The sequence below is a fragment of the Synechococcus sp. MIT S9504 genome, from assembly GCF_047497135.1.
Taxonomy (GTDB): Bacteria; Cyanobacteriota; Cyanobacteriia; order PCC-6307; family Cyanobiaceae; genus Synechococcus_C.
In genome coordinates this window covers 3003876-3025836 of the sequence record NZ_CP138942.1, presented here as the reverse complement: position 1 = coordinate 3025836, position 21961 = coordinate 3003876, and the positions used below count along the sequence as shown (strand labels likewise).

General features: G+C 59.4%; 21 protein-coding genes. 13 read left to right on the top strand and 8 right to left on the bottom strand.

The window, feature by feature from the left end; all coding sequences use genetic code 11:
* Nucleotides 1–3 precede the first annotated feature (3 nt).
* Entirely contained in the window at nucleotides 4–258 is a 255-nt protein-coding gene (grxC, locus tag SIB58_RS16105; RefSeq protein ID WP_066909153.1) for a glutaredoxin 3, read from the bottom strand.
* Here grxC and SIB58_RS16100 point away from each other — a divergent pair.
* The 7 genes from SIB58_RS16100 to SIB58_RS16070 all read left to right on the top strand — a co-directional run bounded on the left by SIB58_RS16100 (nucleotide 257) and on the right by SIB58_RS16070 (nucleotide 4159).
* Nucleotides 257–478, top strand: coding sequence for a hypothetical protein (locus SIB58_RS16100; RefSeq protein ID WP_170953676.1), 222 nt, complete (start codon nucleotides 257–259; stop codon nucleotides 476–478). The genes grxC and SIB58_RS16100 overlap by 2 nt on opposite strands.
* A protein-coding gene (prfB, locus tag SIB58_RS16095; protein ID WP_156486621.1) for a peptide chain release factor 2 occupies nucleotides 401–1529 on the top strand; the annotation gives its coding sequence in 2 pieces (ribosomal slippage) (nucleotides 401–475 and nucleotides 477–1529; 1128 coding nt in all). Before SIB58_RS16100 ends, prfB begins: the two co-directional genes overlap by 78 nt.
* A 3-nt stretch (nucleotides 1530–1532) precedes the next feature.
* Entirely contained in the window at nucleotides 1533–1733 is a 201-nt protein-coding gene (locus SIB58_RS16090; RefSeq protein WP_066909162.1) for a DUF3285 domain-containing protein, read from the top strand.
* Nucleotides 1730–2326, top strand: a complete 597-nt coding sequence (gene ybeY, locus SIB58_RS16085) for an rRNA maturation RNase YbeY (protein ID WP_082823344.1) — start codon at nucleotides 1730–1732, stop codon at nucleotides 2324–2326. Before SIB58_RS16090 ends, ybeY begins: the two co-directional genes overlap by 4 nt.
* The gene (locus SIB58_RS16080) at nucleotides 2304–2777 is read left to right on the top strand and encodes a diacylglycerol kinase family protein (RefSeq protein ID WP_066909168.1); all 474 of its coding nucleotides are present in this window, start codon (nucleotides 2304–2306) and stop codon (nucleotides 2775–2777) included. Before ybeY ends, SIB58_RS16080 begins: the two co-directional genes overlap by 23 nt.
* 3 nt (nucleotides 2778–2780) lie before the next feature.
* The gene (locus tag SIB58_RS16075) at nucleotides 2781–3389 is read left to right on the top strand and encodes an anthranilate synthase component II (RefSeq protein WP_066909171.1); all 609 of its coding nucleotides are present in this window, start codon (nucleotides 2781–2783) and stop codon (nucleotides 3387–3389) included.
* Nucleotides 3390–3415: 26 nt separating this feature from the next.
* Complete coding sequence (locus SIB58_RS16070) at nucleotides 3416–4159, top strand: MBL fold metallo-hydrolase (RefSeq protein ID WP_066909174.1); 744 nt, start codon at nucleotides 3416–3418, stop codon at nucleotides 4157–4159.
* 8 nt (nucleotides 4160–4167) lie between these two features.
* On the opposite strand, the gene SIB58_RS16065 is transcribed toward SIB58_RS16070, so the two are convergent.
* A complete protein-coding gene (locus SIB58_RS16065; RefSeq protein WP_066909177.1) occupies nucleotides 4168–5271 on the bottom strand; it encodes a pyridoxal phosphate-dependent aminotransferase in 1104 nt (367 codons plus the stop codon).
* 108 nt (nucleotides 5272–5379) lie between these two features.
* Between SIB58_RS16065 and SIB58_RS16060 the strand changes: the two genes are divergently transcribed.
* Together SIB58_RS16060 and SIB58_RS16055 are read left to right on the top strand one after the other, a co-directional pair.
* Nucleotides 5380–7077, top strand: a complete 1698-nt coding sequence (locus SIB58_RS16060; protein WP_066909346.1) for a protein adenylyltransferase SelO family protein — start codon at nucleotides 5380–5382, stop codon at nucleotides 7075–7077.
* 279 nt (nucleotides 7078–7356) lie between these two features.
* On the top strand, nucleotides 7357–7845 hold the full coding sequence (locus tag SIB58_RS16055; protein ID WP_066909180.1) for a DUF6790 family protein: 489 nt from the start codon (nucleotides 7357–7359) through the stop codon (nucleotides 7843–7845).
* A gap of 220 nt (nucleotides 7846–8065) precedes the next feature.
* Here the strand turns inward: SIB58_RS16055 and SIB58_RS16050 are convergent, their stop codons facing one another.
* The 5 genes from SIB58_RS16050 to mnmE form a co-directional block, all read right to left on the bottom strand.
* Nucleotides 8066–9043 (bottom strand): asparaginase, encoded by a 978-nt coding sequence (locus tag SIB58_RS16050; RefSeq protein WP_414494686.1) that lies wholly within the window; start codon nucleotides 9041–9043, stop codon nucleotides 8066–8068.
* A gap of 20 nt (nucleotides 9044–9063) precedes the next feature.
* Nucleotides 9064–10587, bottom strand: coding sequence for a hypothetical protein (locus SIB58_RS16045; protein WP_066909186.1), 1524 nt, complete (start codon nucleotides 10585–10587; stop codon nucleotides 9064–9066).
* Complete coding sequence (gene argS / locus SIB58_RS16040; RefSeq protein ID WP_067326177.1) at nucleotides 10587–12380, bottom strand: arginine--tRNA ligase; 1794 nt, start codon at nucleotides 12378–12380, stop codon at nucleotides 10587–10589. Before argS ends, SIB58_RS16045 begins: the two co-directional genes overlap by 1 nt.
* 30 nt (nucleotides 12381–12410) lie before the next feature.
* Entirely contained in the window at nucleotides 12411–13289 is an 879-nt protein-coding gene (gene nadC / locus SIB58_RS16035) for a carboxylating nicotinate-nucleotide diphosphorylase (RefSeq protein ID WP_066909192.1), read from the bottom strand.
* Nucleotides 13290–13363: 74 nt separating this feature from the next.
* Complete coding sequence (gene mnmE / locus SIB58_RS16030) at nucleotides 13364–14725, bottom strand: tRNA uridine-5-carboxymethylaminomethyl(34) synthesis GTPase MnmE (protein WP_066909195.1); 1362 nt, start codon at nucleotides 14723–14725, stop codon at nucleotides 13364–13366.
* A 76-nt stretch (nucleotides 14726–14801) separates the two neighbouring features.
* Here mnmE and SIB58_RS16025 point away from each other — a divergent pair, with 76 nt between their 5' ends.
* Nucleotides 14802–15320, top strand: a complete 519-nt coding sequence (locus tag SIB58_RS16025; RefSeq protein ID WP_066909198.1) for a DUF2062 domain-containing protein — start codon at nucleotides 14802–14804, stop codon at nucleotides 15318–15320.
* On the opposite strand, the gene SIB58_RS16020 is transcribed toward SIB58_RS16025, so the two are convergent.
* The gene (locus tag SIB58_RS16020) at nucleotides 15276–17609 is read right to left on the bottom strand and encodes a RelA/SpoT family protein (protein ID WP_414494685.1); all 2334 of its coding nucleotides are present in this window, start codon (nucleotides 17607–17609) and stop codon (nucleotides 15276–15278) included. The two genes, SIB58_RS16025 and SIB58_RS16020, sit on opposite strands and share 45 nt — an antisense overlap.
* A gap of 57 nt (nucleotides 17610–17666) precedes the next feature.
* On the opposite strand from SIB58_RS16020, the gene SIB58_RS16015 reads away from it, so the two are divergent.
* The 3 genes from SIB58_RS16015 (at nucleotide 17667) to SIB58_RS16005 (ending at nucleotide 21915) form a co-directional block, all read left to right on the top strand.
* Nucleotides 17667–19271 (top strand): ABC transporter ATP-binding protein, encoded by a 1605-nt coding sequence (locus tag SIB58_RS16015; RefSeq protein ID WP_066909349.1) that lies wholly within the window; start codon nucleotides 17667–17669, stop codon nucleotides 19269–19271.
* Between the two features lie 121 nt (nucleotides 19272–19392).
* Nucleotides 19393–19971 carry a response regulator transcription factor gene (locus SIB58_RS16010; RefSeq protein WP_414494684.1) on the top strand — a complete coding sequence of 193 codons (579 nt, stop codon included), beginning with the start codon at nucleotides 19393–19395 and terminating at the stop codon, nucleotides 19969–19971.
* A 186-nt stretch (nucleotides 19972–20157) separates the two neighbouring features.
* Nucleotides 20158–21915, top strand: coding sequence for a cellulose binding domain-containing protein (locus SIB58_RS16005; protein ID WP_067326172.1), 1758 nt, complete (start codon nucleotides 20158–20160; stop codon nucleotides 21913–21915).
* Nucleotides 21916–21961: the final 46 nt, after the last annotated feature.

The following is a 21961-nucleotide window of genomic DNA, read 5'->3' as shown; positions in this document are numbered from 1 at the left end:
GGCTCAGGAGAGCAGCGGATCGAGTTCACCCGCGCGCTCAAGGGCATGCAGGTCATCACAGCCACCGATGTGACGCTCATCGATGAAGATCTGCGGAACGCTGCGCCGGCCGTCGCCGCGGGCGGCCATGGCATCACGGCCGGGCTCATCGCCATCGACGGAATGCTCGGTGTAAGCCACACCCTTGCGATCCAACAGCTGCTTGGCCCGGATACAGAAGGGGCAGGTGCGCCAGGTGTAGATCTCGACGCTCGGCATGGTGCCCTCAACATGGATCCTGAATCCTATGCAGGGCAGTCCGCTTCATCGCGATGGGCATTCGCTCCCTCTCCCGCCTCGGCCCACGATCAGGCCTGGATTCCGCACTGATAGGGTCGCAAATTCCGTTCAACGCACTCCGTTGCTCGATCTCACCGACTTCAAGCGCGATCTCTCCGAGCTCACTGACCGCCTGGGCAATGCCCAGGACTGTCTTTGACGTCCCTGCACTGAACGCAAGACAACAGGATCTCGAGCAGCTTGCCGCCCAGCCAGATTTCTGGGATGACCAGCAGAACGCTCAGAAGCAGATGCGCCGCCTCGATGAGGTCAAGGCCCAGCTGCTGCAGCTGACCACATGGCAAGGGGCCGTGGGCGATGCCCAGGCCACTCTTGAGCTGTATGAGCTTGAACCGGACGACGAGATGCTTGCGGAGGCCCAGGCAGGCCTTGATCAGCTGCGCAAGGAGCTGGATCGGTGGGAGCTGGAACGCCTGCTCAGCGGTGAATACGACAAGGAGGGAGCCGTCCTCTCCATCAATGCCGGAGCGGGTGGCACCGATGCCCAGGATTGGGCTCAGATGCTGCTGCGGATGTACACCCGCTGGGCCGAGGACCATGACATGAAGGTCACGGTTGACGAACTCAGCGAAGGTGAGGAAGCAGGCATCAAGAGCGCCACGATCGAGATCGAGGGCCGCTACGCCTACGGCTATCTGCGCAATGAGAAGGGCACCCATCGCCTGGTGCGGATCTCGCCCTTCAATGCCAACGACAAGCGCCAGACCAGTTTTGCGGGCATTGAAGTGATGCCGAAACTCGAGGAGGAAGTCGACATCGACATTCCCGAGAAGGACCTGGAGGTGACCACCAGCCGCTCCGGCGGAGCTGGTGGACAGAACGTCAACAAGGTGGAAACCGCTGTGCGCATCCTGCACGTCCCCACAGGACTGGCTGTGCGCTGCACCCAGGAACGCTCCCAGCTCCAGAACAAGGAAAAGGCCATGGCCCTGCTCAAGGCCAAGCTGCTGGTGATCGCACAGGAACAAAGAGCTGCCGAGATCGCCGACATCCGCGGCGACATCGTTGAGGCCGCCTGGGGCAATCAGATCCGCAACTATGTGTTTCACCCTTACCAAATGGTCAAGGACCTGCGCACCCAGGAGGAAACCAATGATGTTCAGGGTGTGATGAACGGCGATCTAGACCCCTTCATTCAGGCGCTGCTGCGTCAGGGTGTGGACAGCCCCGGACAGGACGAGGACAGCTGAACCATGAGCTCAAAGCCAGACGGCATCGAGACTTCGCCGGACGGCGCCACCACCACGCCTCCTCCCAGCTTCGTCAAACAGGCCATGCGCAACATGGTCCGCAAGGGCAGCAAGAGCCTGTTTCATCTTGGACTCACGGCCGCAGGGTTCATCGGTTTCATCCTTGTGGTCGCCTGGCTGGGCCGTCCAACACTGCCCCAGTGAGCAACACGCGGGCTGTTGCGATTGACCTGGCCTTCACGCCAGCTGAAGAGCAACTGATCCAGGCCGGGAAAGGGATTGGAGCCCAGCAGCGGCTCAGCCAGGGAGATATCTGGGAATCAACCGTGCGCCTCTGGCTGCAACACCTGATCGCTGCCGAGGGCGACAGCGTCCCAGCGGAACTTCAGAGCTGTGAGGAGATCTGCCTGGGCCTGCAGTTTGTGGATGATGCCCAGATCACTGATCTCAACGCACGCTGGCGCAACAAGCCCACGGCCACGGATGTCTTGTCCTTTTCAGCACTGGAAGCTGACATGCCCCGGGACAGCTGCCCCAGCCTTGAACTGGGAGACATCATCGTGTCGGTACCGACTGCAGAACGTCAGGCTCTCGAACAGGATCACAGCCTGGAACGGGAGCTCTGCTGGTTGGTGAGCCATGGCCTGCTGCACCTGCTGGGATGGGACCATCCAGACGAGTCGAGGCTTGAAGCCATGTTGCAATGCCAGGAGCAACTGGTTGCCATGGCCGGTATCGTTCAATCCCACGGTGAGATCAACTGTGAATCAGCAGATGAAATCACTGAGGAAACCTGACGATGGAACTCCGTTGACCGAGGAGATCAGCCAGCGCAGCACCCGCCGTGCCCACCACGCTGCCCACAGAGGAGCCTGGAAAATCGCCGGCGACCTGCCCGCCAGCTTCCGTTACGCCGCTCAGGGACTGGGTTACGGCTTCATCAGCCAACGCAACTTTCGCATCCACCTGGGGATCGGCAGCGTCGTTTTCTTTTTGGGACTGTGGCTGAAGTTGCCAGCGATTCAGCTGGCCGTTCTGGTCCTGACCGTGGCGGCCGTGCTCGTGCTTGAGCTGCTCAATACCGCGATCGAATCTGTCGTCGACCTGGCCATCGGACGTCGCTTCCACCCCCTGGCCAGGATCGCCAAGGACTGTTCAGCGGCAGCGGTTTTGGTGGCGGCCATCAGCTCTCTGGTGATTGCCCTGCTGCTGGTGCTACCGCCCCTGATTCTTCGCCTCGGCCTTTGAACGATGCTCCTGGTCATCGACAACTACGACAGCTTCACCTTCAACCTGGTGCAGTATTTCGGGGAGTTAGCGGCTCAGCATCCTCTGGCTGAAGACCTGCGCGTGGAGCGCAACGATGCGCTCAATGTTGCCCAGATCCGTGACCTCAGCCCCGATGCCATCCTGTTATCCCCTGGGCCCGGAGATCCTGATCAGGCGGGAGTCTGCCTGAGTGTGCTGAAGGAGTTGTCCCCGAGCATCCCCACCTTGGGGGTCTGTCTGGGCCATCAGGCTCTTGCTCAGGCCTACGGAGGAAAAGTGGTGCGGGCCTCGGAACTGATGCATGGCAAGACCTCACCCGTGCTGCATCGAGGCGAAGGCGTCTTTGCAGGCCTGCCTCAGCCACTCACCGCCACCCGATATCACAGCTTGATTGCTGACCGCAGCAGTCTTCCCGACTGCCTAGAGGTCACTGCATGGCTGGAGGACAACACCGTGATGGGCCTGCGTCACCGTGAGCACCCCCATCTCCAGGGCGTGCAGTTCCACCCTGAAAGCGTGTTGACGGAGGCCGGGCATAACCTGCTGGCCAACTTCCTTCGACTGGCGGAAGGGCGCATTCAGCACTGCTAGTTTCCTCTGCCAGCAGGCATTCCCCCATGACAGTCTTCCTGAAACGCCAGGGTCCTGGGCGGGCCATCGCCTCCCTGGCCGCATCAACCCTCCTGGCCGGAATCAGCGGCACTGCCGCGCAGGCTGCAGGCGTCTCGATCACGAGCTACGGGCACAGTGCTCTGCTGATTCGCGGCGGAGGCCAGACGGTGCTTGTAAACCCCTTCCGGGCCGTGGGCTGCGCCACTGGACTCAGCGAACCGCGCGTGAGCGCCAACGTGACCCTGGCCAGCTCCGAACTTCCTGACGAAGGGGCACGGATCGGAGGAGGCACCTACCTCTCCAAGCCGGGTTCCTATCGCGTTGGCGGCATGGACCTCGAGGGATTTTCTGCTCCACATGACCGTATGGGTGGACGCCGTTTCGGCAACGCCACAATCTGGCGCTGGCAGCAGGGAGGCCTGAACTTTGCCCATTTGGGAGGAACAGCCGCCCCTCTCAGCGGTGAGGACAGGGTGCTGCTGGGTCGCCCAGATGTGCTGATCATCGGCGTCGGCGGTGGAGGCAAGGTCTACAACGGTGAGGAGGCTGCTGAGGTGGTCAGACAGCTGAATCCACGCCGGGTGATTCCCGTTCAATACGTGAATGGGGAGGCTCCGAGCGGATGTGACCAAGGCGGAGTACAGCCCTTCCTGGATGCGATGAGCGGTACAAAGGTTCGCCAGGTGGGCCCCAGCCTCACGCTGCCAGGGAGCCTGAACGACAGCACCGTGATCGAGGTGATGCGCTGACGATCCGTTCAGGGGTCAAGCTGTCGGTAACACGCCCAGAACTTCTGCATCTGAGTGAGGGTGCCGATGCTGACTCGCAGAGATCCTTCGAGCTGCGGCTTGCCGGCCATCGAACGCACCAGGATGCCCTCCTGCCGCAATTGCTGCTCCACCTGCTGAGCGGGAGACGAGGGCCAGATCAACAGATAGTTACCGCCGTCGCAATGGAAAACGGCACCAGACTGCGTCAGCTGCGTCACTAAATAGTCACGCGCACGTAACACTTCGGCCACATAGCTGTCTGTGTACGACTGGTCCGACAATGCAGCGAACGCGGCAGTCACAGCAAGGCTGTTGACGTCGTAGGGACCGGTCACCCTGCAGACCCGATCAACCACATCGGCATGACCGAACGCAAAACCGATCCGCAAACCCGCAAGCCCTGAAGTCTTGGCGAGGGAGCGCAGGACCAGCAAATTGCCATGCCGCCCGAAATCAACAGTCGGCAGCACGCTGTCGCCCGTGAAAGCTTCATAGAGCTCATCCACCACCACCAGGGTGTCGGGCGCGGATATTGCCAGCTGCAGCACATGCTCTGCGGAAAGACGAGTCCCGGTGGGATTGTTGGGATTGCAGAGCATCAGAATTCGCGGGCGACGCTCCAGGGCTTCGCGAATCTGCTCCAGCGGAAAGCCAAAACCAGGCAGGGCATGGGGCACCGCTTCCACCTCCATCCCCTGCATCCCAGCACAGGGGGCGTAGTAGCCGAAGGTGGGACTCGTGGTGAGCAGGGTGTCTCCCTGAGCGCCATAGGCGTGAATCACCGCATGAATCGCAGCATCCACCCCGTTAAACACACCCACTTGCTGTGGCAACAAAGCATGCGCTAGACCCGCAGGCGAGGCCTGCAGATTGCTGATCACCGCCTCGCGCAGTCCGTCGTATTCGGGATAAACGGCAATTTGATCAGCCGGAAAGGTCCGTAGCGCCTCAGCAACCGCCGGGCTGGGACCGATGGTGTTCTCGTTGAAATCAAGCCGGAGCAAACCACGGCGCCCCTCCAGTGGTGCGCTGTAACCCCTAAGGCGCTCAACCTCAGGGCGTGCTGAAGGCGAGGGAGTCGCTGCGGTCATGCCAATCAACCTTGCCCACGAAGGTCAATCCACAAGCTATCGACATCCCTCTGATCCCAACAGTGGTGAATTCACGCCGATGATGGGAAGACTGCAGTGACCGGTCTGATGCCAACCAGCTCGAGCGCATCCTCCACAACCGACACATTCGCCGAGTTCGCTGAACACGTCGATTACTCCTTGCTGAGCCAACTCAGAGCGGACCCCGAGGCCCGTGTGAACGGGCACGACCATCAGGCACGTCAGGTGAAATCTGGCCACTACGTGCCGGTCACGCCAACGCCTCTGCCAACCCCGGAATACGTGGCACACAGCGACGAATTATTCGATGAACTGGGACTCAGCCACAGCTTGGCCGAGGACGACGGCTTCCGACGGTTGTTCTCCGGCGACATCAGCGTGAACCGCGGCGAGATGCTCCCTTATGGGTGGGCCACCGGCTATGCCTTGTCGATCTACGGCACCGAATACGATCAGCAATGTCCGTTCGGCAATGGCAACGGATACGGCGATGGTCGAGCCGTATCCGTGTTCGAAGGTCTTTTCCGAGGACGCCGCTGGGAAATGCAACTGAAGGGTGGCGGACCGACGCCCTATTGCAGAGGTGCTGATGGTCGAGCCGTGCTGCGCTCCAGTGTGCGCGAATTTCTGGCCCAGGAATTCATGCATGCACTCGGAGTTCCCACATCACGCTCCCTAACGCTGTATGTCTCCCATGCCGAGAGTGTGCGTCGCCCCTGGTATTCAGATCAATCTCAATCCATGGATCCCGATGTGCTGATCGAGAACCCTGCAGCGATCACCACGCGCGTGGCGCCATCCTTCCTGCGCGTGGGTCAGATCGAGCTCTTCGCGCGGCGCGTCCGCAGAGAAGCTCACCCTCAGGCGCTTCAGGAACTGCAGATGATCGTGCAGCACCTGATCGATCGGAACTACCGCGCCGAGATTGATGAGTCTCTGAGCTTCCCTGAGCAGGTGGTGCAGCTCGCAACGTTGTTCCGAGCACGATTGATCACCCTGATATCCCACTGGATGCGAGTGGGATATTGCCAAGGCAACTTCAACAGCGACAACTGTGCCGCCGGCGGCTTCACCCTTGACTACGGACCATTTGGCTTCTGCGAACTTTTCGACCCCCGCTTTCAGCCCTGGACCGGAGGCGGGATTCATTTCTCCTTTTTCAATCAGCCGAAGGCGGCAGAAACCAATTACCGGATGTTCTGGTCAGCCCTCAAAACGCTGCTCAAGGATCACCCGCCAGAAACGGCTCGTCTGGATGAGCTGCAGGCCAGCTTCGGCGATGCCATGCAGCAAGAACTGGATGCCATGTGGGCTCGGAAGCTTGGCCTGGCCAGCCATGAGCCCGAGCTGATTGGAGAGCTTCTGCAGCTGCTGGTGGCGTCGAAGGCGGACTACACGGTTGCCTTCCGTGAATTATCGGCACTACCGGAAAACGTCACACCTCTGAAACGGGGTTTTTACCAACCTAGCGATGAACAACTCGACAACAAGTGGAACGCATGGCTTCAGCGCTGGCATCTGCAACTTGCCGGCAATGGCGAACGAGGGGAGATCACAGCCTCAATGAGTCGCACCAATCCCGCCATCACCTGGCGCGAATGGCTGATCGCCCCTGCGTACGAACAGGCAGCTCGGGGCGACTACGGTCACGTGCGCGAATTGCAGACAGTGTTCCGTCATCCCTATGAGCCGCTTTCGCCAGAACTCGCAATTCGTTACGACCAATTAAGGCCCAAGGAGTTCTTCGGCGCCGGGGGCATCTCTCACTACAGCTGCTCCTCCTAGACGAGCACCTAGGAACCAATCTCACAACCCGGGAAAGGCAGACCCAGCCGCCGCACGAGCACTTGGCCGCACAAGCTGATCAACATCACTGCGCAGACATTGCGGCAAGACCATCACTCCACTTGTTTCGATGACTCAGTGAAGTCGCACTACTACCATTCAGCCCAGGAATGCTTCAGCCAGCTCCCGACCAAAAGATTATTCATGGGCGATACATCAACAAAGGGTTGCAATAACAAATCTTACATGCAAGTATTTTAAAAGTGCAGCGATACCGAAATGGTCCTATCAAGCAACCCGCAAATTTCCAAAATATTAATGCAAATCACCTGGGTCATTGGTGGCATTGGATTATGGAATGGCTTTAACGCTCTTGGCGCCGGAAATATAGATTCAGCCACCCAATGGATTGCAGGATGGTCTGTCGGAGGCGTGGGCCTGGTTTCATTTGTACGTCATGCAATATTCCACCGCAGCGATGCATTACGCATGGGATGGGATTACGGCACCCGCAACGACTTTCAACTTGAAGTCGGCTTCGCGAATCTCGGATGGGGAGTAGTCGCTTTCGTCGGACTCGCACAAGGCTGGGGGACCGAAGCCCTTGGATCCCTGATTCTTCTTGTGGGAATCTATATGCTGCAAGCGTCCGTCTTGCATTTCCTCGAATTAAGAACAGCCAAACAACCTCGATATGCCAGCAAAGTTGTCAACATTAGCTACGCACTTTTCACACTTTATTTCGGTATTAATGCCCTTTCCTCCTGAGGCCAGACCTTCCAAAAACGAGCACTAACGGGCTAAATAAATGCGCACATTCTTTCCATGCTGAATGCGACACAAGACCAAAACCATAAACTCAAACATCAGACTCGGTCCTCTCCACCACCCTTGAGCAAGTGAGGCATTTCATCCAGCTCCTACAGAGCAAAAAATGCCGTCAGATGAATGCCAAAAGATTGGCAAGAACCATGGCAACCTCCCGGCATCAACTCATGGATTCCAACTGAGCCAATACTGCTGCCATTTGCACACCATTAAAGCCTGCACTCAAAGACAACAACAACAGCACCCGAGCTTTCTGAGGATTCAGGCTGCCGGCAGGCAGCGTCCCACAACGTTCATCTTCAGGCGAGCGATGCACAGGACCTGATCCACAACGGCTGGCCCGCAGCATCAATGGCCGCGGACCCGACCAGGTTCTAAGCACATCACGTTCCACGGCCGAGAGCTGACCGGCGCCGGTGCCGGTAAACACCAGGCCCTGAATCCTTGCCTTCAGCATCGCAGTGAGCATGCTCGACTCTGGCTCCACACAGCCATAGAGGATGGCCACCTTGGGCCATTGCCCAGGCAAGGTGAGGCCTGCGAATGGAGCCTCTCGCGCTTCACACACCAGGGGCAAATGAACGCCGGCATCATCAACCCAGCCCAACGGCCCAGTGCCTGGACTGGCAAACGCCCCTACCCCCTGTGTCGCCACCTTGGTCACCTTGCGTGCCGCATGGATCCATCCATCCATCACCACCAGCACTCCCTGACCGCGGGATTGCGGAGCACTGGCCACCTGAACGGCCTGAAACAGATTAAGCGGGCCATCCGCACTGAGTGCCGTTGCCGGCCGCATCGCCCCACCTAGCACCACCGGCCGCGGGTCATCGATCAGCAACTGCAGCAGCCAGGCTGTTTCCTCCAAGGTGTTGGTGCCGTGACTGATCACAACACCAGCGAGATCGGCATCAGCTGCAAAGGCTGAACGCACATGGGTGACGAGCGTCTGCCAATGGGCAAAGGTCAGGTCCGCACTGTCGACGTTGGCAATCTGCTCCACCTGAATCTCAGCGAGCTGTTGCAGCTGGGGCACCGATTGCAGCAACTGCTCAGCGTGGATGACGCCTGCTGAGTAGTTGTTCAGAGCGGTGACATCTTTCGCCCTTCCTGCGATTGTGCCGCCGGTGGCGAGCAACAGAATTTTTGATCGAACCGTCAACGCGAATTAGGCTTGGGGGGGAATGCAGGTGGCTGAGGAGCTTGGATTCCATCTGCTGGTGGCTCCAGCAGCGTCGGTCCGTCGAGCAGCGCACACTGGGCATATGGCGAACGGGGAAACCAACCGTCATTTTTCGGCACCGGCGGCAAAGTCTCAGAAGCTGAACGATAGTGATTCAATTCCTTAAAGAACCCCTCAAGTGCAAGTTTCCTGGATTGATCAGGTCGCTGCTCAGCTGAAGGCCCAAGCAGGAGAACCAGGAGAAACACTGAAACAGCACTGAGAACAAGAATGGAATGAAGTGATCGATCACTGATGGCCCAGAAATCACCCACTTCGACAACCAGTCGTTCCAGCAGACTGGCCAAGCAAAGCAGCAGAAACGGAAGGATCATCATGCCTGCATAAATGTGAAAAACGAACAGGTTTTTCATCGTCACCACCCAGAGCAAGGAGGAAAGACCAGTGCTCCAAAGCATCAGAAGGCGAGGCGAATCACCAACCAAGTCACCCGGATCTTGAAGTCGTCGTGGCGTCAGTCCATCAGATGACAGCCCAGCCAGAAGCCGGAACAACAAGAGCAGCGCAAACACTGTCAGGAGAGGAATGCAGTATTGAGTGAGGTACTCGATGAGTTTGGGGAGCGCACCACCGAGCCAGCTCGTGCGCTCCAAATGGGCGGGGCTGAAACCATCTGTGCTGAGATCAAGGCGACGCAACGCCGACTGCACCACAGAGGTTTGCCACAAATTCACTTGATTGAGGCGCATCTCCCAGATCACGTTGTAGGAAGTCGCTATCAACACAGCGCCGAAAGCCAGCGGCCCGCCGCACCACAACCAGCGGGAAGCGCTGGAGGACCGAAACAGCGTCAGCACTGAAGGCAACACCAGCGAAAAGATCAGGACAACAGCGGAACGACCCGCGAGAGATGCCACCAGCAGCATTCCCAGATACCAGCGCAAATCAGGCCGATCGATCAGGAGCTTGCGCACTACTACCAGCAGAAGCAGCGCATAAGCCAACAGAGCTGGCTGATCGAAATGGAACATGCTGCGGTACTGAAGAACGACCGGTGCAGCCCCCGTCAAGACCAGAGCTGTCATGGCTACCGGACGGGAAAACCGCAGAGCGCGCAGCCAAAACCAAAGAGCCACCCCCGTGGCCACGAAGATCAGGTTCATCCACTGGCGGGCCGCATACATCCAGGAGACGGCATCGCCTGACCATCTCTTCAGGATCCAGCGGCTCAGAACTGCGAAAGGAAGGGGATAGCGATTGAAGTAGTCATGCCAGAGATGGCCCTGAGGATCGAACCACGTACAAGAGAATCCCACCCCACCGACCGCGAGACGGCTGTGCTTCGCAATCGCCAAGGAGTGAAGCGAAACCCAGTTGGAGTGACCTGTGTGGAAGAAATCGACAATGGTTGGTTCCGATAGAAACAGCGCAAATGACAACAGCAGTGTGCACAAAAACGGCCAATAGCGACCCAGCGGTTCCCAAAACCGGAGACCCATCACATCCGCTCCAAGGTGTTGATGCCGAGCAGACCGAGTCCGGTTTTGAGCGTGTCGGCAGTGAGGCGACAGAGGGCCAGCCGTGACGGCAACGCCTCAGGCCCGGCCTTAAGCACCGGCACCTGGTCGTAGAAGCGATTGAACATCTGGCTGAGCTCAAACAGATAGCTGCAGAGCCGATTGGGGAGCAACTCCTCCTCCACCTCGGCAACCACTGCATCGAACTTGAGAAGTTCACGCACAAGAGCCCACTCCTGAGGCTCACTGAACTGCAGCTGAGTAGTCGATCGATCCAGGTCGCCTCCCTTGCGGGCGATACCGGCGATGCGCACCAGCGCATAGAGCAGATAGGGAGCCGTGTTTCCCTGCAGGGCCAGCATCCGATCAAACGAAAACTGGTAGTTGGTGATCCGGTTCTGACTGAGGTCGGCGTATTTCACCGCCGCAAGGCCGACGGTGACGGCTACATGGTTGATGAAGTCTTCGGGTTCCTGGCGCTCCTCCTCCTTGAGACGCGAACGCAGATCCGCTTCAGCGCGCTCCACCGCTTCATCCAGCAGATCGCGGAGTCGCACGGTGTCACCGGCCCGAGTCTTGAGCTTCTTGCCATCTTCTCCCTGCACCAATCCGAAGGGCACATGCTCCAGGCGGGCACCGTCGGGAATCCAGCCCGCCCGTTGCGCCACCTGAAAAACCCCAGCAAAGTGGTTGGCCTGGCCGGCATCCGTCACATAGATCACCCGACGAGCCGAATCCCCATCGGGAGCGGCCGCGAACCGGTAGCGAATCGCCGCCAGATCGGTGGTGGCGTAATTAAAACCGCCATCGCTTTTCTGCACGATCACCGGCAGCGGTTTGCCGTCCTTACCGCTGACCCCTTCCAGGAAGACGCACTCCGCCCCATCGTCGGTGACCAGCAGACCGACTTGCTTCAGCCCATCGATCACCCCCGGCAGAAAGGGGTTGTAAAACGACTCTCCCCGCTCACTCAGGCGAATATCAAGCCGGTCATAGATCTTCTGGAACTCGCGCCGCGACTGGTCACAGAGCAGACCCCAGGCCTTGAGCGAAAGAGGATCGCCTCCCTGGAGCTTGACCACCTCCTCCCGGGATGTGATCTGGAAGTCCTCGTCATCATCAAAACGCTTCTTGGCTTCGCGATAAAACGCCACCAGATCACCCAGATCCACTGCATCAGCTGTCTCCAGAGCCTCAGGTGCAACCTGCTTCAGATGGGTGATCAGCATCCCGAACTGGGTCCCCCAATCACCCACATGGTTGAGGCGGAGCACCCGATGACCGCGAAACTCGAGAACACGCGCCAGTGAGTCGCCGATGATCGTGGAGCGCAGATGGCCCACGTGCATCTCCTTGGCGATGTTGGGACTGGAGAAGTCGACCACCACCGGCGCTGCATCCTTCACCGATGGAACGCCCAACCGCGCATCACCTAGCCGGGAGGCCACCTCAGCAGCAAGACACTCGGGCCGGATGGTGAGGTTGATGAAGCCTGGACCGGCGATCTGAGGTTCAAGACAAAGGTCGGTGAAAGCAGCGTCGTTCTTTAGCTGCTCCACAATCGCTGCAGCGATCTGACGCGGGGCCTGCTTAAGCGGTTTGGCCAGGGCCAGGGCTCCATTGGCCTGAAAATCTCCGAATTCGGGCTTGCTCGCAGGAACAAGCTGGGGATCCAACGCGCGCCCGGCCTGCTGAGCCTCCGCAGCGGCCTCCGGGAAAGCCCGGTCCATGGCTGCACGCAACTGTTGATCCAGGGAATGGGCGATGCGCAGCATGAACGGATCAATGGGCTTGGCAAGCCCTGATCATCCCCCGGCAGGTGCGAAACGCATACTCAGATCCAACCAGCGACCACGCGTGACCGGCGCACTGGTGGAGATCAGATCGATGCCTGTGGCGGCATAGGCGCGCAAATCCCCGGGCTGAATTCCAGAGGCTTCAAGAATCACAGCCCTGGAGGCAGTTCGTTCAACGGCCAGCTGGCGCAACCTGGGCACCAGGCTGCTCAGCTGCTCAGGCGTGAACTCATCCAACAGCACACCATCGGCTCCGGCAATCACGGCCTCCGAGGCTTCTTGCTCGCTTTCCGCTTCCACAATCACCCTCGCCGGCCATGGAGCTGAAGCCCGCACTGCTGCAATCGCAGCTTCAATGCCACCCGCCCAGGCCAGATGGTTTTCCTTGAGCATGGCTGCATCGTCCAGACCGAGTCGATGATTGACACCCCCGCCCATGCGCACGGCGTACTTCTCAAGTTCGCGCAGTCCAGGCGTGGTCTTGCGGGTATCAGCCAGGCGCACACCGGTTCCCTTCAGTTCTCTCACCAGTGCCGCTGTGGCCGTGGCGATGCCAGAGAGACGCATCGCCAAATTCAGCGCCGTCCGTTCAGCACCCACCAGAGCAGAGGCCTGGCCGTCGAAACGGATCAGCGTGTCACCCGACTGCACCGCAGCACCCTCGGCAACCAGACACTCCACCTCAAGCTTGGGATCCAACAGGCGAAACAAGCGCAGAGCAAGGCTGCCACCGCAGAACACTCCCTCCTGCTTGGCGATCCAGCTCGCCTGAGCCCGCCGTCCACTCAGGGCCGGCGCGGTGAGATCACCGCGGCCAAGGTCCTCAGCCAGCCAGTCCTGGAGTTGCGCCTGAAGACGGGGGGTCGTTAGGGGCTGCTCAACGTTCATCACTCCGGAATCGCCCGCTCAACCGACTGGATCCATCATGCGGGCACGAGTGTTTGGACCAGTCCCGCAGCGCTTCATTTGCCGATGCAAAAGCGGGAAAAAATACGATCCAGCACTGATTCGGTGAGCTCTTCCCCCGTGATCTCGCCGAGGCTGTGAATGGCCTCACGCAGATCAATCGTCCAGAAATCCCAGGGCAATCCATCCGCGGCAACCTGCTCACTGCGATCAAGGGCAGCGGCCGCCACACTTGCCAGGTCAACCTGTCGTTGGTTGAGCGCAAGCAACAGAGAGCCGTCGCTGAGTGCGCCACAACGCTCCAGAAGCGCCTGCACCAGCTGCGCTTCCCCGACCCCTGTCACAGCGGACAGATGGACATCGGCGGGAACCTCAGCATCGCTGAGATCAGCCTTGTTTCCCACCAGCAGATGGGGCACATCCGCAGGGATCTGTTCACGCAGAACCTGATCCTCAGCGGTCCAGCCGTCAGCGAGATCAAACAGAAGCACGACCAGGTCGGCACTGGCCAAAGCGTCGTGGCTTCGGGCGATGCCCAACTGCTCAACGGCATCATTGGTGCTGCGGATGCCGGCGGTATCGAGCAGCGTGATCGGAACGCCCTCCAGCACGATTTCGCTTTCCAGCAGGTCTCTTGTGGTTCCAGGCAGATCGGTGACGATGGCTCGCTCGCGCCGACTCAGCAGATTCAGAAGTGAGCTCTTGCCCACGTTCGGTCTGCCGACGAGCGCCACCCGCAGCCCCTGACGCAAGGCGACACTACGCTCCCCATCCGCCACAAGTTGCAGCAACTCGTCGCGCACTGACTGCAAGACCTTCAGTAAGGCCGGGCCATCGAGAGCAGGCAGATCCTCCTCAAAATCAACTCTGGCCTCCAACTCACTGAGCTGATCCAGCAGACGTTCGCGCAACATCTGGATTCGACGCTGAATGCCGCCATCCACGCCTGCCATCGCCAGCTGCGCAGCTCGCTGGCTGCGTGCGGCCACCAGATCACCGATCGCCTCAGCACGCGTGAGATCGAGGCGCCCGTTCAGGACAGCTCTCTGACTGAATTCACCGGGCAATGCTCGGCGAATCCCAGGCTGTTCGAGCACACGGGCCATGACCCGCTGCACAGCCATCACTCCGCCATGGCAATGGATTTCCACCACGTCTTCAGCGGTGAAACTGCGTGGCGCCTTCATCACAAGCACCAACACCTCATCGAGTCGCTCCATTCCATCGGCTGCCATCACGTGGCCGTAAAGCACCCGATGGCTCTCCCACAGCTGTGTACCCGGGAAGCAGGTGATCTCGCTCACCGCCCGTTGAGCGTCAGGGCCGGACAGTCGAATCACTGCGATGCCGCCCTGCCCGGGGGCCACTGCCGTGGCCACTGCAGCAATCGTTTGCCTCTCCAGGTTGATCTCCTGCATCGCAGTGCTGCAACAGCCCCGAGCCCACTCCCTACGATCACATCCTCAATGCCATGCGAGAACCGCCGACACTCCGATGGGCCGGATGCTGAGAAAGGCACATCAACGCCTGCAGAAAGGGCTGCAATGGATCTGGCAACAGGAAGGCACTCCAGGACAGCGGGCCCGTGGGCTTGCCGCCGGCATCTTCTGCGGCTGCTTTCCGATCTTCGGTTTGCAGACACTGGTGGGAATCGCTCTGGCCAGTGTGGTGCGTGGGAACCATCTGTTGGCGGCCGCCGGCACCTGGATCAGCAATCCCTTCACCTACCTGCCGCTGTACTGGTTCAACTACCGGATCGGGGCTCTGCTGCTCGGCCCCGGCCGCGAATGGCCAGGCTTCGATGCCCTGCACCAGGAGGGCTTCAACCAACTGGGCTGGAGCGTGATCAGCCGCTTGCTGCTGGGCTCCAGCATCACTGGTGCCATCTGCTCGGCACTGGGCTGGTGGCTAAGCCTGAATTGGCTCCTACAGCAACAACGCAAACGCTGTGGGCAGTCGCGCTCGCAGTCAGGTCCCGCTGCTGCGGGCGATATCAATCACATCCGCCATTGAACGGATCTGGTGCATGGTGCGCTGCAGCTGCTCGGCACTGGCCAGCTCCAGACGCAGTTCAATGCGTGCTGGCTTTCCATAGCTGGTCTTCACGCGGGCATCACTGACGTTGATGCGTCCATCAGAGAGGCGCATAAGGATGTCCTTGAGAATCCCGACACGGTCGATCACCTCAATCCGCAGCTGCGCGGGAAAACGTTGGCTTCTTGCCGCCAAAGCGGGATTCCAGCGCACAGGCAATCGCCGTTCGCTCGGAATCGCCTCCACATTGGAGCAGTCCTGGCGATGCACGGTGATGCCATGGTTGCCGAGGGCTACCGTGCCCAGAATCGCCTCGCCGGGAAGAGGGCTGCAACAACCACCGAGGCGGTAGTCGAGACCCTCCACACCAAGGATGGGATCCTGCTGATCAGGACTGGAGCGGGGGGTGCCGGTTTCAGCCTGCTGCACAAGCTGGCGGGCGACGTCTTCGTTACTGAGCGGTGGCTCCTCGATGGTGGCCTGCAGGCGGATCTCCTCTCGCAGACGGTTGAGCACCTGATGCAGGGTGACGGCTCCGAAGCCGAGGGCCGCAAGCAGATCCTCGGTGCTGAGCAGGTTGCAGCGCTCGGCCACACGCGTCATGGCATCACTGCTGAGCAGAGCATCAAAACCGCTGCGTCCCAGCTCCCGTTCGAGCAGATCCTTGCCCCGCTCAACCGTTTCATCCCGATGACTGCGTTTGTACCACTGGCGGATGCGATTACGCGCCGTGGGCGTCGCCACGAAATTGAGCCAATCAAGACTGGGGTGTGCCGTCTTGCTCGTGAGCACATTCACAAAATCACCGTTCTGGAGCGGCGTCGACAGGGGAGACAGTCGATCGTTGATGCGCACGCCATGGCAGTGATTACCCACTTCCGAGTGGATGCGATAGGCAAAATCCACAGCCGTCGACCCTTTGCGCAAACCCAGAACGTCGCCTTTGGGCGTGAACACGAAAACCTCTTCATCGAAGAGATCTTCCTTGATCGAAGCGAGGTAGTCATTGTGATCATCAGCTCCCCCCTCCTGCTGCCAGTCAACCAGTTGCCGCAACCAGTTGAAGCGTTCAGTGTCTCCGCCGGCAGCGGGTGAACCGCCCTCTTTGTATTTCCAGTGCGCGGCAATTCCGAACTCCGCTACCCGGTGCATATCCAGCATTCGGATCTGTACTTCGATCGGACGGTGACGTCCGATGACAGCCGTATGCAACGACTGATAACCATTGGGCTTGGGCAGACCGATGTAGTCCTTGAAGCGCCCGGGAATGGGACGGAAGGTGTCGTGAACAACCGCAAGAGCCCGATAGCAGGCTTCAACGCTGGGGGTAAGGATCCGCAGGGCCGCCACGTCGTAAATCTCGTGGAAGGCTTTTTGCTGACGCTGCATCTTGGTCCAGATACCGAAGAGGTGCTTGGGCCGACCGCTCACCTCACAGTTCTCAAGCCCGACAGCCGCCAGGCGATCGCTGAGCAACTGAACGGTGACCCCCAGACGTTCCTCCCGCTCGCTGCGCTTGGTCGCGACTTCCTGCTGAATCTCCCTGAAGGCATCCGGCTCAAGCAATTTGAAGGACAGATCCTCCAGCTCCCACTTGAAGCGACCGATGCCAAGACGGTTGGCCAGAGGTGCATAAATCTCCCGGGTTTCCCGGGCAATGCGCTGGCGCTTTTCCTCACGCAGCGCCCCCAGCGTGCGCATGTTGTGCAGTCGGTCGGCGAGCTTCACAAGCACCACGCGGATGTCGCTGGCCATCGCCAGGAACATCTTGCGCAGGTTTTCGGCCTGAGCCTCAGTGCGATTGGTGAAATGCAGCCCCCCAAGCTTGGTGACCCCCTCCACCAGCTGCCGGACCTCCGGTCCGAAATGACTCTCGAGCTGCTCCGGAGTGACATCGGTGTCCTCCACCACGTCGTGCAGAAAGCCTGCAGCGATCACGCTGGCGCTGGCACCGATATCCCTCAGCAGATCAGCCACTGCCACCGGATGAACGATGTAGGGGTCGCCGCTGGCGCGAAACTGGCCCTCGTGCAGCTGAAAAGCAAAATCAAAGGCCGCTGCAAGCAGAGCCTCTGAATCGGTGGGGCAGCTGTGACCGATCCCTGGCGGCACGTGGTCGATGCACTCACGCAACCAGGCAGGGAGGTCGATGCCGTAGTCGTCAGCCGAACGGATGGGCCTGTCCCTCAGAGCCACCAGACCGCAAGCCGGTGCAGCGGATCCATTCCGGATCTGCACTGCGACCGTCTCGGAGGTGGCGTTGAGCATCCGAACCGACAGGTGAATCCATGGTATGTAGCCATGAGCACCTGCGCTTCGATTGCCATGACAACCGCGCCAGCGACTGTCCTGGAGCTCGAACAATTCAGGCTCCGTTACCCGGGAAGCCAGGCCTGGACTCTCGATGGACTTGACCTGCGCCTGCATCCCGGCGAACGCCTGGCCCTGGTTGGCCCCTCCGGCTGCGGCAAGAGCACAGTGGCCAGGGCAGCGCTGCAACTGCTGCCCCCAGGCAGCAGTTGCGAGGGAGAACTAAGCCTGAACGGTCACGATCCCCGCAGCCTCAACTTGACCGATCTGAGGAGATTGCGCGGCGAGTCGGTGGGACTGGTGTTTCAGGATCCGATGACACGCCTGAATCCACTGATGACCGTGGGCGGTCATCTGATTGACACCCTGCGTGCCCACAGGCCGACCATGCACGAGACAGAACGTCTCAAGCGGGCCGAGGAGCTGCTGGAGCAGGTGGGCATCGGCGCTGCTCGCTTCCGCGCCTACCCCCATGAGTTCAGCGGCGGCATGCGTCAGCGCCTGGCCATTGCCCTGGCCATCGCCCTGAGCCCCCCTCTGGTGATCGCGGACGAACCCACCACCAGCCTGGATGTAGCCGTGGCTGGTCAGGTGATGGCTGCTCTAAGAGCGCTATGCCAGGAACTGGGCAGCGCTCTGTTGCTGATCACTCACGATCTGGCCATGGCCAATCGCTGGTGCGAACGCATGGCTGTACTGGACGGTGGACGGGTCGTGGAGATCAACCGAAGCGACGTGGTCCTGACCTATCCCAGCTCCAGGGTGGGACAACGGCTGCTTGCCGCTGCCCGAGCACGAGAGGGAGGAAGCACCCCTGAAGCACCCGAGGCCGAAACGGTGCTGGCTGTGCAGGAACTGCGCTGCTGGCACAACCTGGGCGGTCCACCCTGGAATCCAACCTGGCTGAAAGCGGTGGACGGCATCAGCTTCCAGTTGCAAGCCGGCGAAACCCTTGGAGTGGTGGGAGGATCCGGCTGCGGCAAAAGCACCCTCTGCCGTGCCCTGATGGGACTGACGCCGATTCGTGGTGGCTGGGTGCAGTTACTCGGTCAGGATCTGCTCAGGCTGCGGGGACGTGAAGCGCGCCAGGCGCGGCGAACCATTCAGATGGTGTTCCAGGACCCCCTGGCCTGTCTGAATCCAGCCATGTCGGTGCTGGATGCCATCGTCGATCCACTGCGGATCCACAATCTGGCGTCACCGGCGGCAGCTCGGGAACAAGGCCGCCAGCTGCTGGAACGCGTGGGTCTAGGACCAGCCGATCGTTACCAGAATCGGCTTCCCCGCCAGCTTTCCGGTGGCCAGCAGCAACGGGTGGCCATCGCCCGCGCTCTGGCGCTGAAACCGAAGGTGCTGATCTGTGATGAAAGCGTGAGCATGCTCGATGCCGAAATCCAGGCGGAGGTTCTGGCACTGCTTCGGCAGCTGCAGCAGGAGCTTGGACTGGCCATGATTTTCATCACCCATGACCTTTCAGTGGCCGGTGGCTTCTGCCATCGACTGATCGTGCTCAACAAAGGACACGTCGTGGAGGAGGGACCCGGAGACCGGCTGCTGCATCATCCGGAGGCCGAGATCACGCGAACACTGGTCGAAGCCTGTCCTCGCTTGCCAAGTTGAGGTCATGGCCCGAAGCCGAAGTAAAACGAGCGATCTTGAAAAAGCACGCAGGATTCGTTCATTGATCCACGATCAGGATTTACTCATCTGCCTCTACCCACATCTGTTTGCAGTGAAGCAAATGCTGCGACTTTCAGGGATGCGAAGCAAAAGAATCAGACGCTTTTATGACTCCAAAACTGAAGCGATGATCTATCTGAAGAACGTCAAGTCCCCTCACTGGCTCCTCGTATCCGAGCAACTCAGTGACGGAAGCGGACTGGACTTGCTGCGTGAAAGCAAACGCTTCCTTAGCAGCCATCGCACCCTGCTCCTGATCAACCGTCCAGGCAAAAGCAACTTGCGCATTGCCCGAGGACTGAACGTGGATGCAGTCCTGAATGAAGTGAGTTTGGAGCAACGCTCCGGAGCATTGATCAATGCTCTGACTTCCATGAAACAAGGCCAACACTTTGAGGATCCAAGTCTCCTTGAGGGGGAAAGAATTGTTGGCCGGGAGAATGCAAAGGTGCTTTCAGAACGCCAGCTTGAAATCCTCGCCTTGGTCGCCGAGGGACTGAGCAATCGTCAAATTGCTGATCAGCTCAATATCTCCGTCAACACTGCTCGCGATCACCTCAGTGAGATCCTCACGCGCCTGGGTGTCAGCAACAGAGCCAGTGCCGTTTCCGCAGCCTTGAGGCTCGGGCTGATTCCCTGACCCGCGCTCCAGGAAACCCCCCATTTGCAGGATTGGCGTTCAAACGGTTTCAGCCGTGAATGGAACAACCAAGGCAGCGACCTTGCTTCCCTCAACACGAAATGATTCGGACACATCCCGACTTTCGCGAGACAGATCTGAATCACATCCCGTCGCTGCACTGAATCTGTACCTCTCATTCATGCCATGACGTCATCTGAGTCACTGCAGGTCTCCATCGGCGGGGACATCTGGTGGGGCGGCTTCACTGCCGCACTGGCCGTCACCAATATCAGCGATCAGGCGCTTGAAAGCTGGAGCATCAGCTTCACCAGTCCCCATCAACTGGATCCCAATGCCTGGGGAGTCGCCCTCGAAAGCGAACAATTGGACAACGGACTGACGCGCTACACCCTCTCAGGAACGGGTTGGGGCAGTCGCATCCCAGCTGGCGAAACCATCAATGTTGGCTTCAACGGAGCGCAGGGCACTGACCTTGGACGCGATGGCAACCTCACCGAGGGGATGTTGTTCTCAGCGACAGGCCTTGCCTTCAGCGACAGCTCCAACGCAGATTCCGGCTCCAGCATGAGCATGGACGAGGCATCAACTGCTGAGACATCAACTACTGAGACATCCACTGCTGAGACATCCAACGGTGGGATGGCCAACGGTGAGACATCGATCAGCGAAACATTCATAGGCGAAATGCCTATGGGCGAAGCATCCATGGCAGCTTCCAGCTCTAACGCTGCCGACATGGACGCTGCAGGAATGGGCGGGCATGCCGGCCACGATCACGCCATGCATCAGCACGCTGCCGCAGAGGGGGCATACACGGATATCAACAGCTGGGGAAGCTTCCACGGCTCCAATCACAATTCCGAGCACAACGAACTGGTCGGAGGCCGCACAGCGATTACCACCGAAGCCTTGGAGGCCTACAACGGCCTGCGTGCTTTCTCAGGTCTTGAAGCTGTTGGCATTGAGACTGTCGGTGAATGGGCTTTTGCCAACGGTCTGACCAACAATTCGCAGGCATGGGGCGATGACACCAAGGGGGTCGGCCTTTGGTACGCCATGCAGGGAGCGAAGGTGGGTTGGATTGCTGATCAGGCCTATGACCCTCAGATCCTCGCTGACATCCAACGAACGGCACGACTGGGATCCCAGGACGACGTGATGGGATTGGTCCGTGAGTTTGGCCATGAGGGATTCGCCGACTACATCGAGCAATCTGGATTGCGGGAGACCTTCATCAACACCTTGAAAATGGAGCCCCATTACGGAGGCTGGATGCATGGCCGCACCCATGGATTTTTGAACATCGAAGATGTCGCGATTGCTCACGACATCAATCACCTCACGGTTCTGGGATGGGATCAGGACCAACCCTTCATGAATGACACCTTTGACTGGCCGCAATGGCCGGCACTGGATGTTTCTGATTCCACGGTGATCAACTACTACCAGGGGATTGTGTCTCTGGGTGATCCGCTGGGGCAGAATCTCGAAGCGTTGTCCAACCCTGGAACCATCAAGCAGGAGCAACAACCCGTTCCTTCTCCAGAACCCATCCTCCCCGATTCACAGCCTGAAGAGACTGATCAGCTAACAGGCAAACCACTTGATGTAGAGGTCAGCGGCGATCTTTGGTGGGGCGGCTTGACAGCCTCCCTCACAGTGAACAACCAGAGCGAACAGCAACTTGATAACTGGTCGCTGAGTTTCAACAGCAACCACAGATTTTATGGCGAATCCTGGGGAATAGACGTGACCACTGAACAATTGGATGGAGAGCTCTATCGCTACGAACTCTCCGGAGCGGACTGGGGCTCATCCATTGGTGCTGGCCAGTCGCTGACGGTGGGGTTCAATGCCCTTTCGACTACGGATCTTGGCAGAGATGGAGTGCTAACAGAAGACATGCTGCTGGCTTCAGGGAGCGAAATCACACCGCTCTGAGCACGACGATCAAGCCGCAAAGAGTCAGATGCCTGAATCATCCTTG

Excerpts from the sequence above, each read along its gene's own strand:
- SIB58_RS16100 (WP_170953676.1), top strand. The coding sequence starts at position 257 with ATGGTGCCCTCAACATGGATCCTGAATCCTATGCAGGGCAGTCCGCTT.
- grxC (WP_066909153.1), bottom strand. The coding sequence starts at position 258 with ATGCCGAGCGTCGAGATCTACACCTGGCGCACCTGCCCCTTCTGTATC.
- SIB58_RS16090 (WP_066909162.1), top strand. The coding sequence starts at position 1,533 with ATGAGCTCAAAGCCAGACGGCATCGAGACTTCGCCGGACGGCGCCACC.
- SIB58_RS16080 (WP_066909168.1), top strand. The coding sequence starts at position 2,304 with ATGAAATCACTGAGGAAACCTGACGATGGAACTCCGTTGACCGAGGAG.
- SIB58_RS16075 (WP_066909171.1), top strand. The coding sequence starts at position 2,781 with ATGCTCCTGGTCATCGACAACTACGACAGCTTCACCTTCAACCTGGTG.
- SIB58_RS16070 (WP_066909174.1), top strand. The coding sequence starts at position 3,416 with ATGACAGTCTTCCTGAAACGCCAGGGTCCTGGGCGGGCCATCGCCTCC.
- SIB58_RS16065 (WP_066909177.1), bottom strand. The coding sequence starts at position 5,271 with ATGACCGCAGCGACTCCCTCGCCTTCAGCACGCCCTGAGGTTGAGCGC.
- SIB58_RS16060 (WP_066909346.1), top strand. The coding sequence starts at position 5,380 with ATGCCAACCAGCTCGAGCGCATCCTCCACAACCGACACATTCGCCGAG.
- SIB58_RS16055 (WP_066909180.1), top strand. The coding sequence starts at position 7,357 with ATGGTCCTATCAAGCAACCCGCAAATTTCCAAAATATTAATGCAAATC.
- SIB58_RS16045 (WP_066909186.1), bottom strand. The coding sequence starts at position 10,587 with ATGGGTCTCCGGTTTTGGGAACCGCTGGGTCGCTATTGGCCGTTTTTG.
- argS (WP_067326177.1), bottom strand. The coding sequence starts at position 12,380 with ATGCTGCGCATCGCCCATTCCCTGGATCAACAGTTGCGTGCAGCCATG.
- nadC (WP_066909192.1), bottom strand. The coding sequence starts at position 13,289 with ATGAACGTTGAGCAGCCCCTAACGACCCCCCGTCTTCAGGCGCAACTC.
- mnmE (WP_066909195.1), bottom strand. The coding sequence starts at position 14,725 with ATGCAGGAGATCAACCTGGAGAGGCAAACGATTGCTGCAGTGGCCACG.
- SIB58_RS16025 (WP_066909198.1), top strand. The coding sequence starts at position 14,802 with ATGGGCCGGATGCTGAGAAAGGCACATCAACGCCTGCAGAAAGGGCTG.
- SIB58_RS16020 (WP_414494685.1), bottom strand. The coding sequence starts at position 17,609 with ATGCTCAACGCCACCTCCGAGACGGTCGCAGTGCAGATCCGGAATGGA.
- SIB58_RS16015 (WP_066909349.1), top strand. The coding sequence starts at position 17,667 with ATGACAACCGCGCCAGCGACTGTCCTGGAGCTCGAACAATTCAGGCTC.
- SIB58_RS16010 (WP_414494684.1), top strand. The coding sequence starts at position 19,393 with ATGCTGCGACTTTCAGGGATGCGAAGCAAAAGAATCAGACGCTTTTAT.
- SIB58_RS16005 (WP_067326172.1), top strand. The coding sequence starts at position 20,158 with ATGACGTCATCTGAGTCACTGCAGGTCTCCATCGGCGGGGACATCTGG.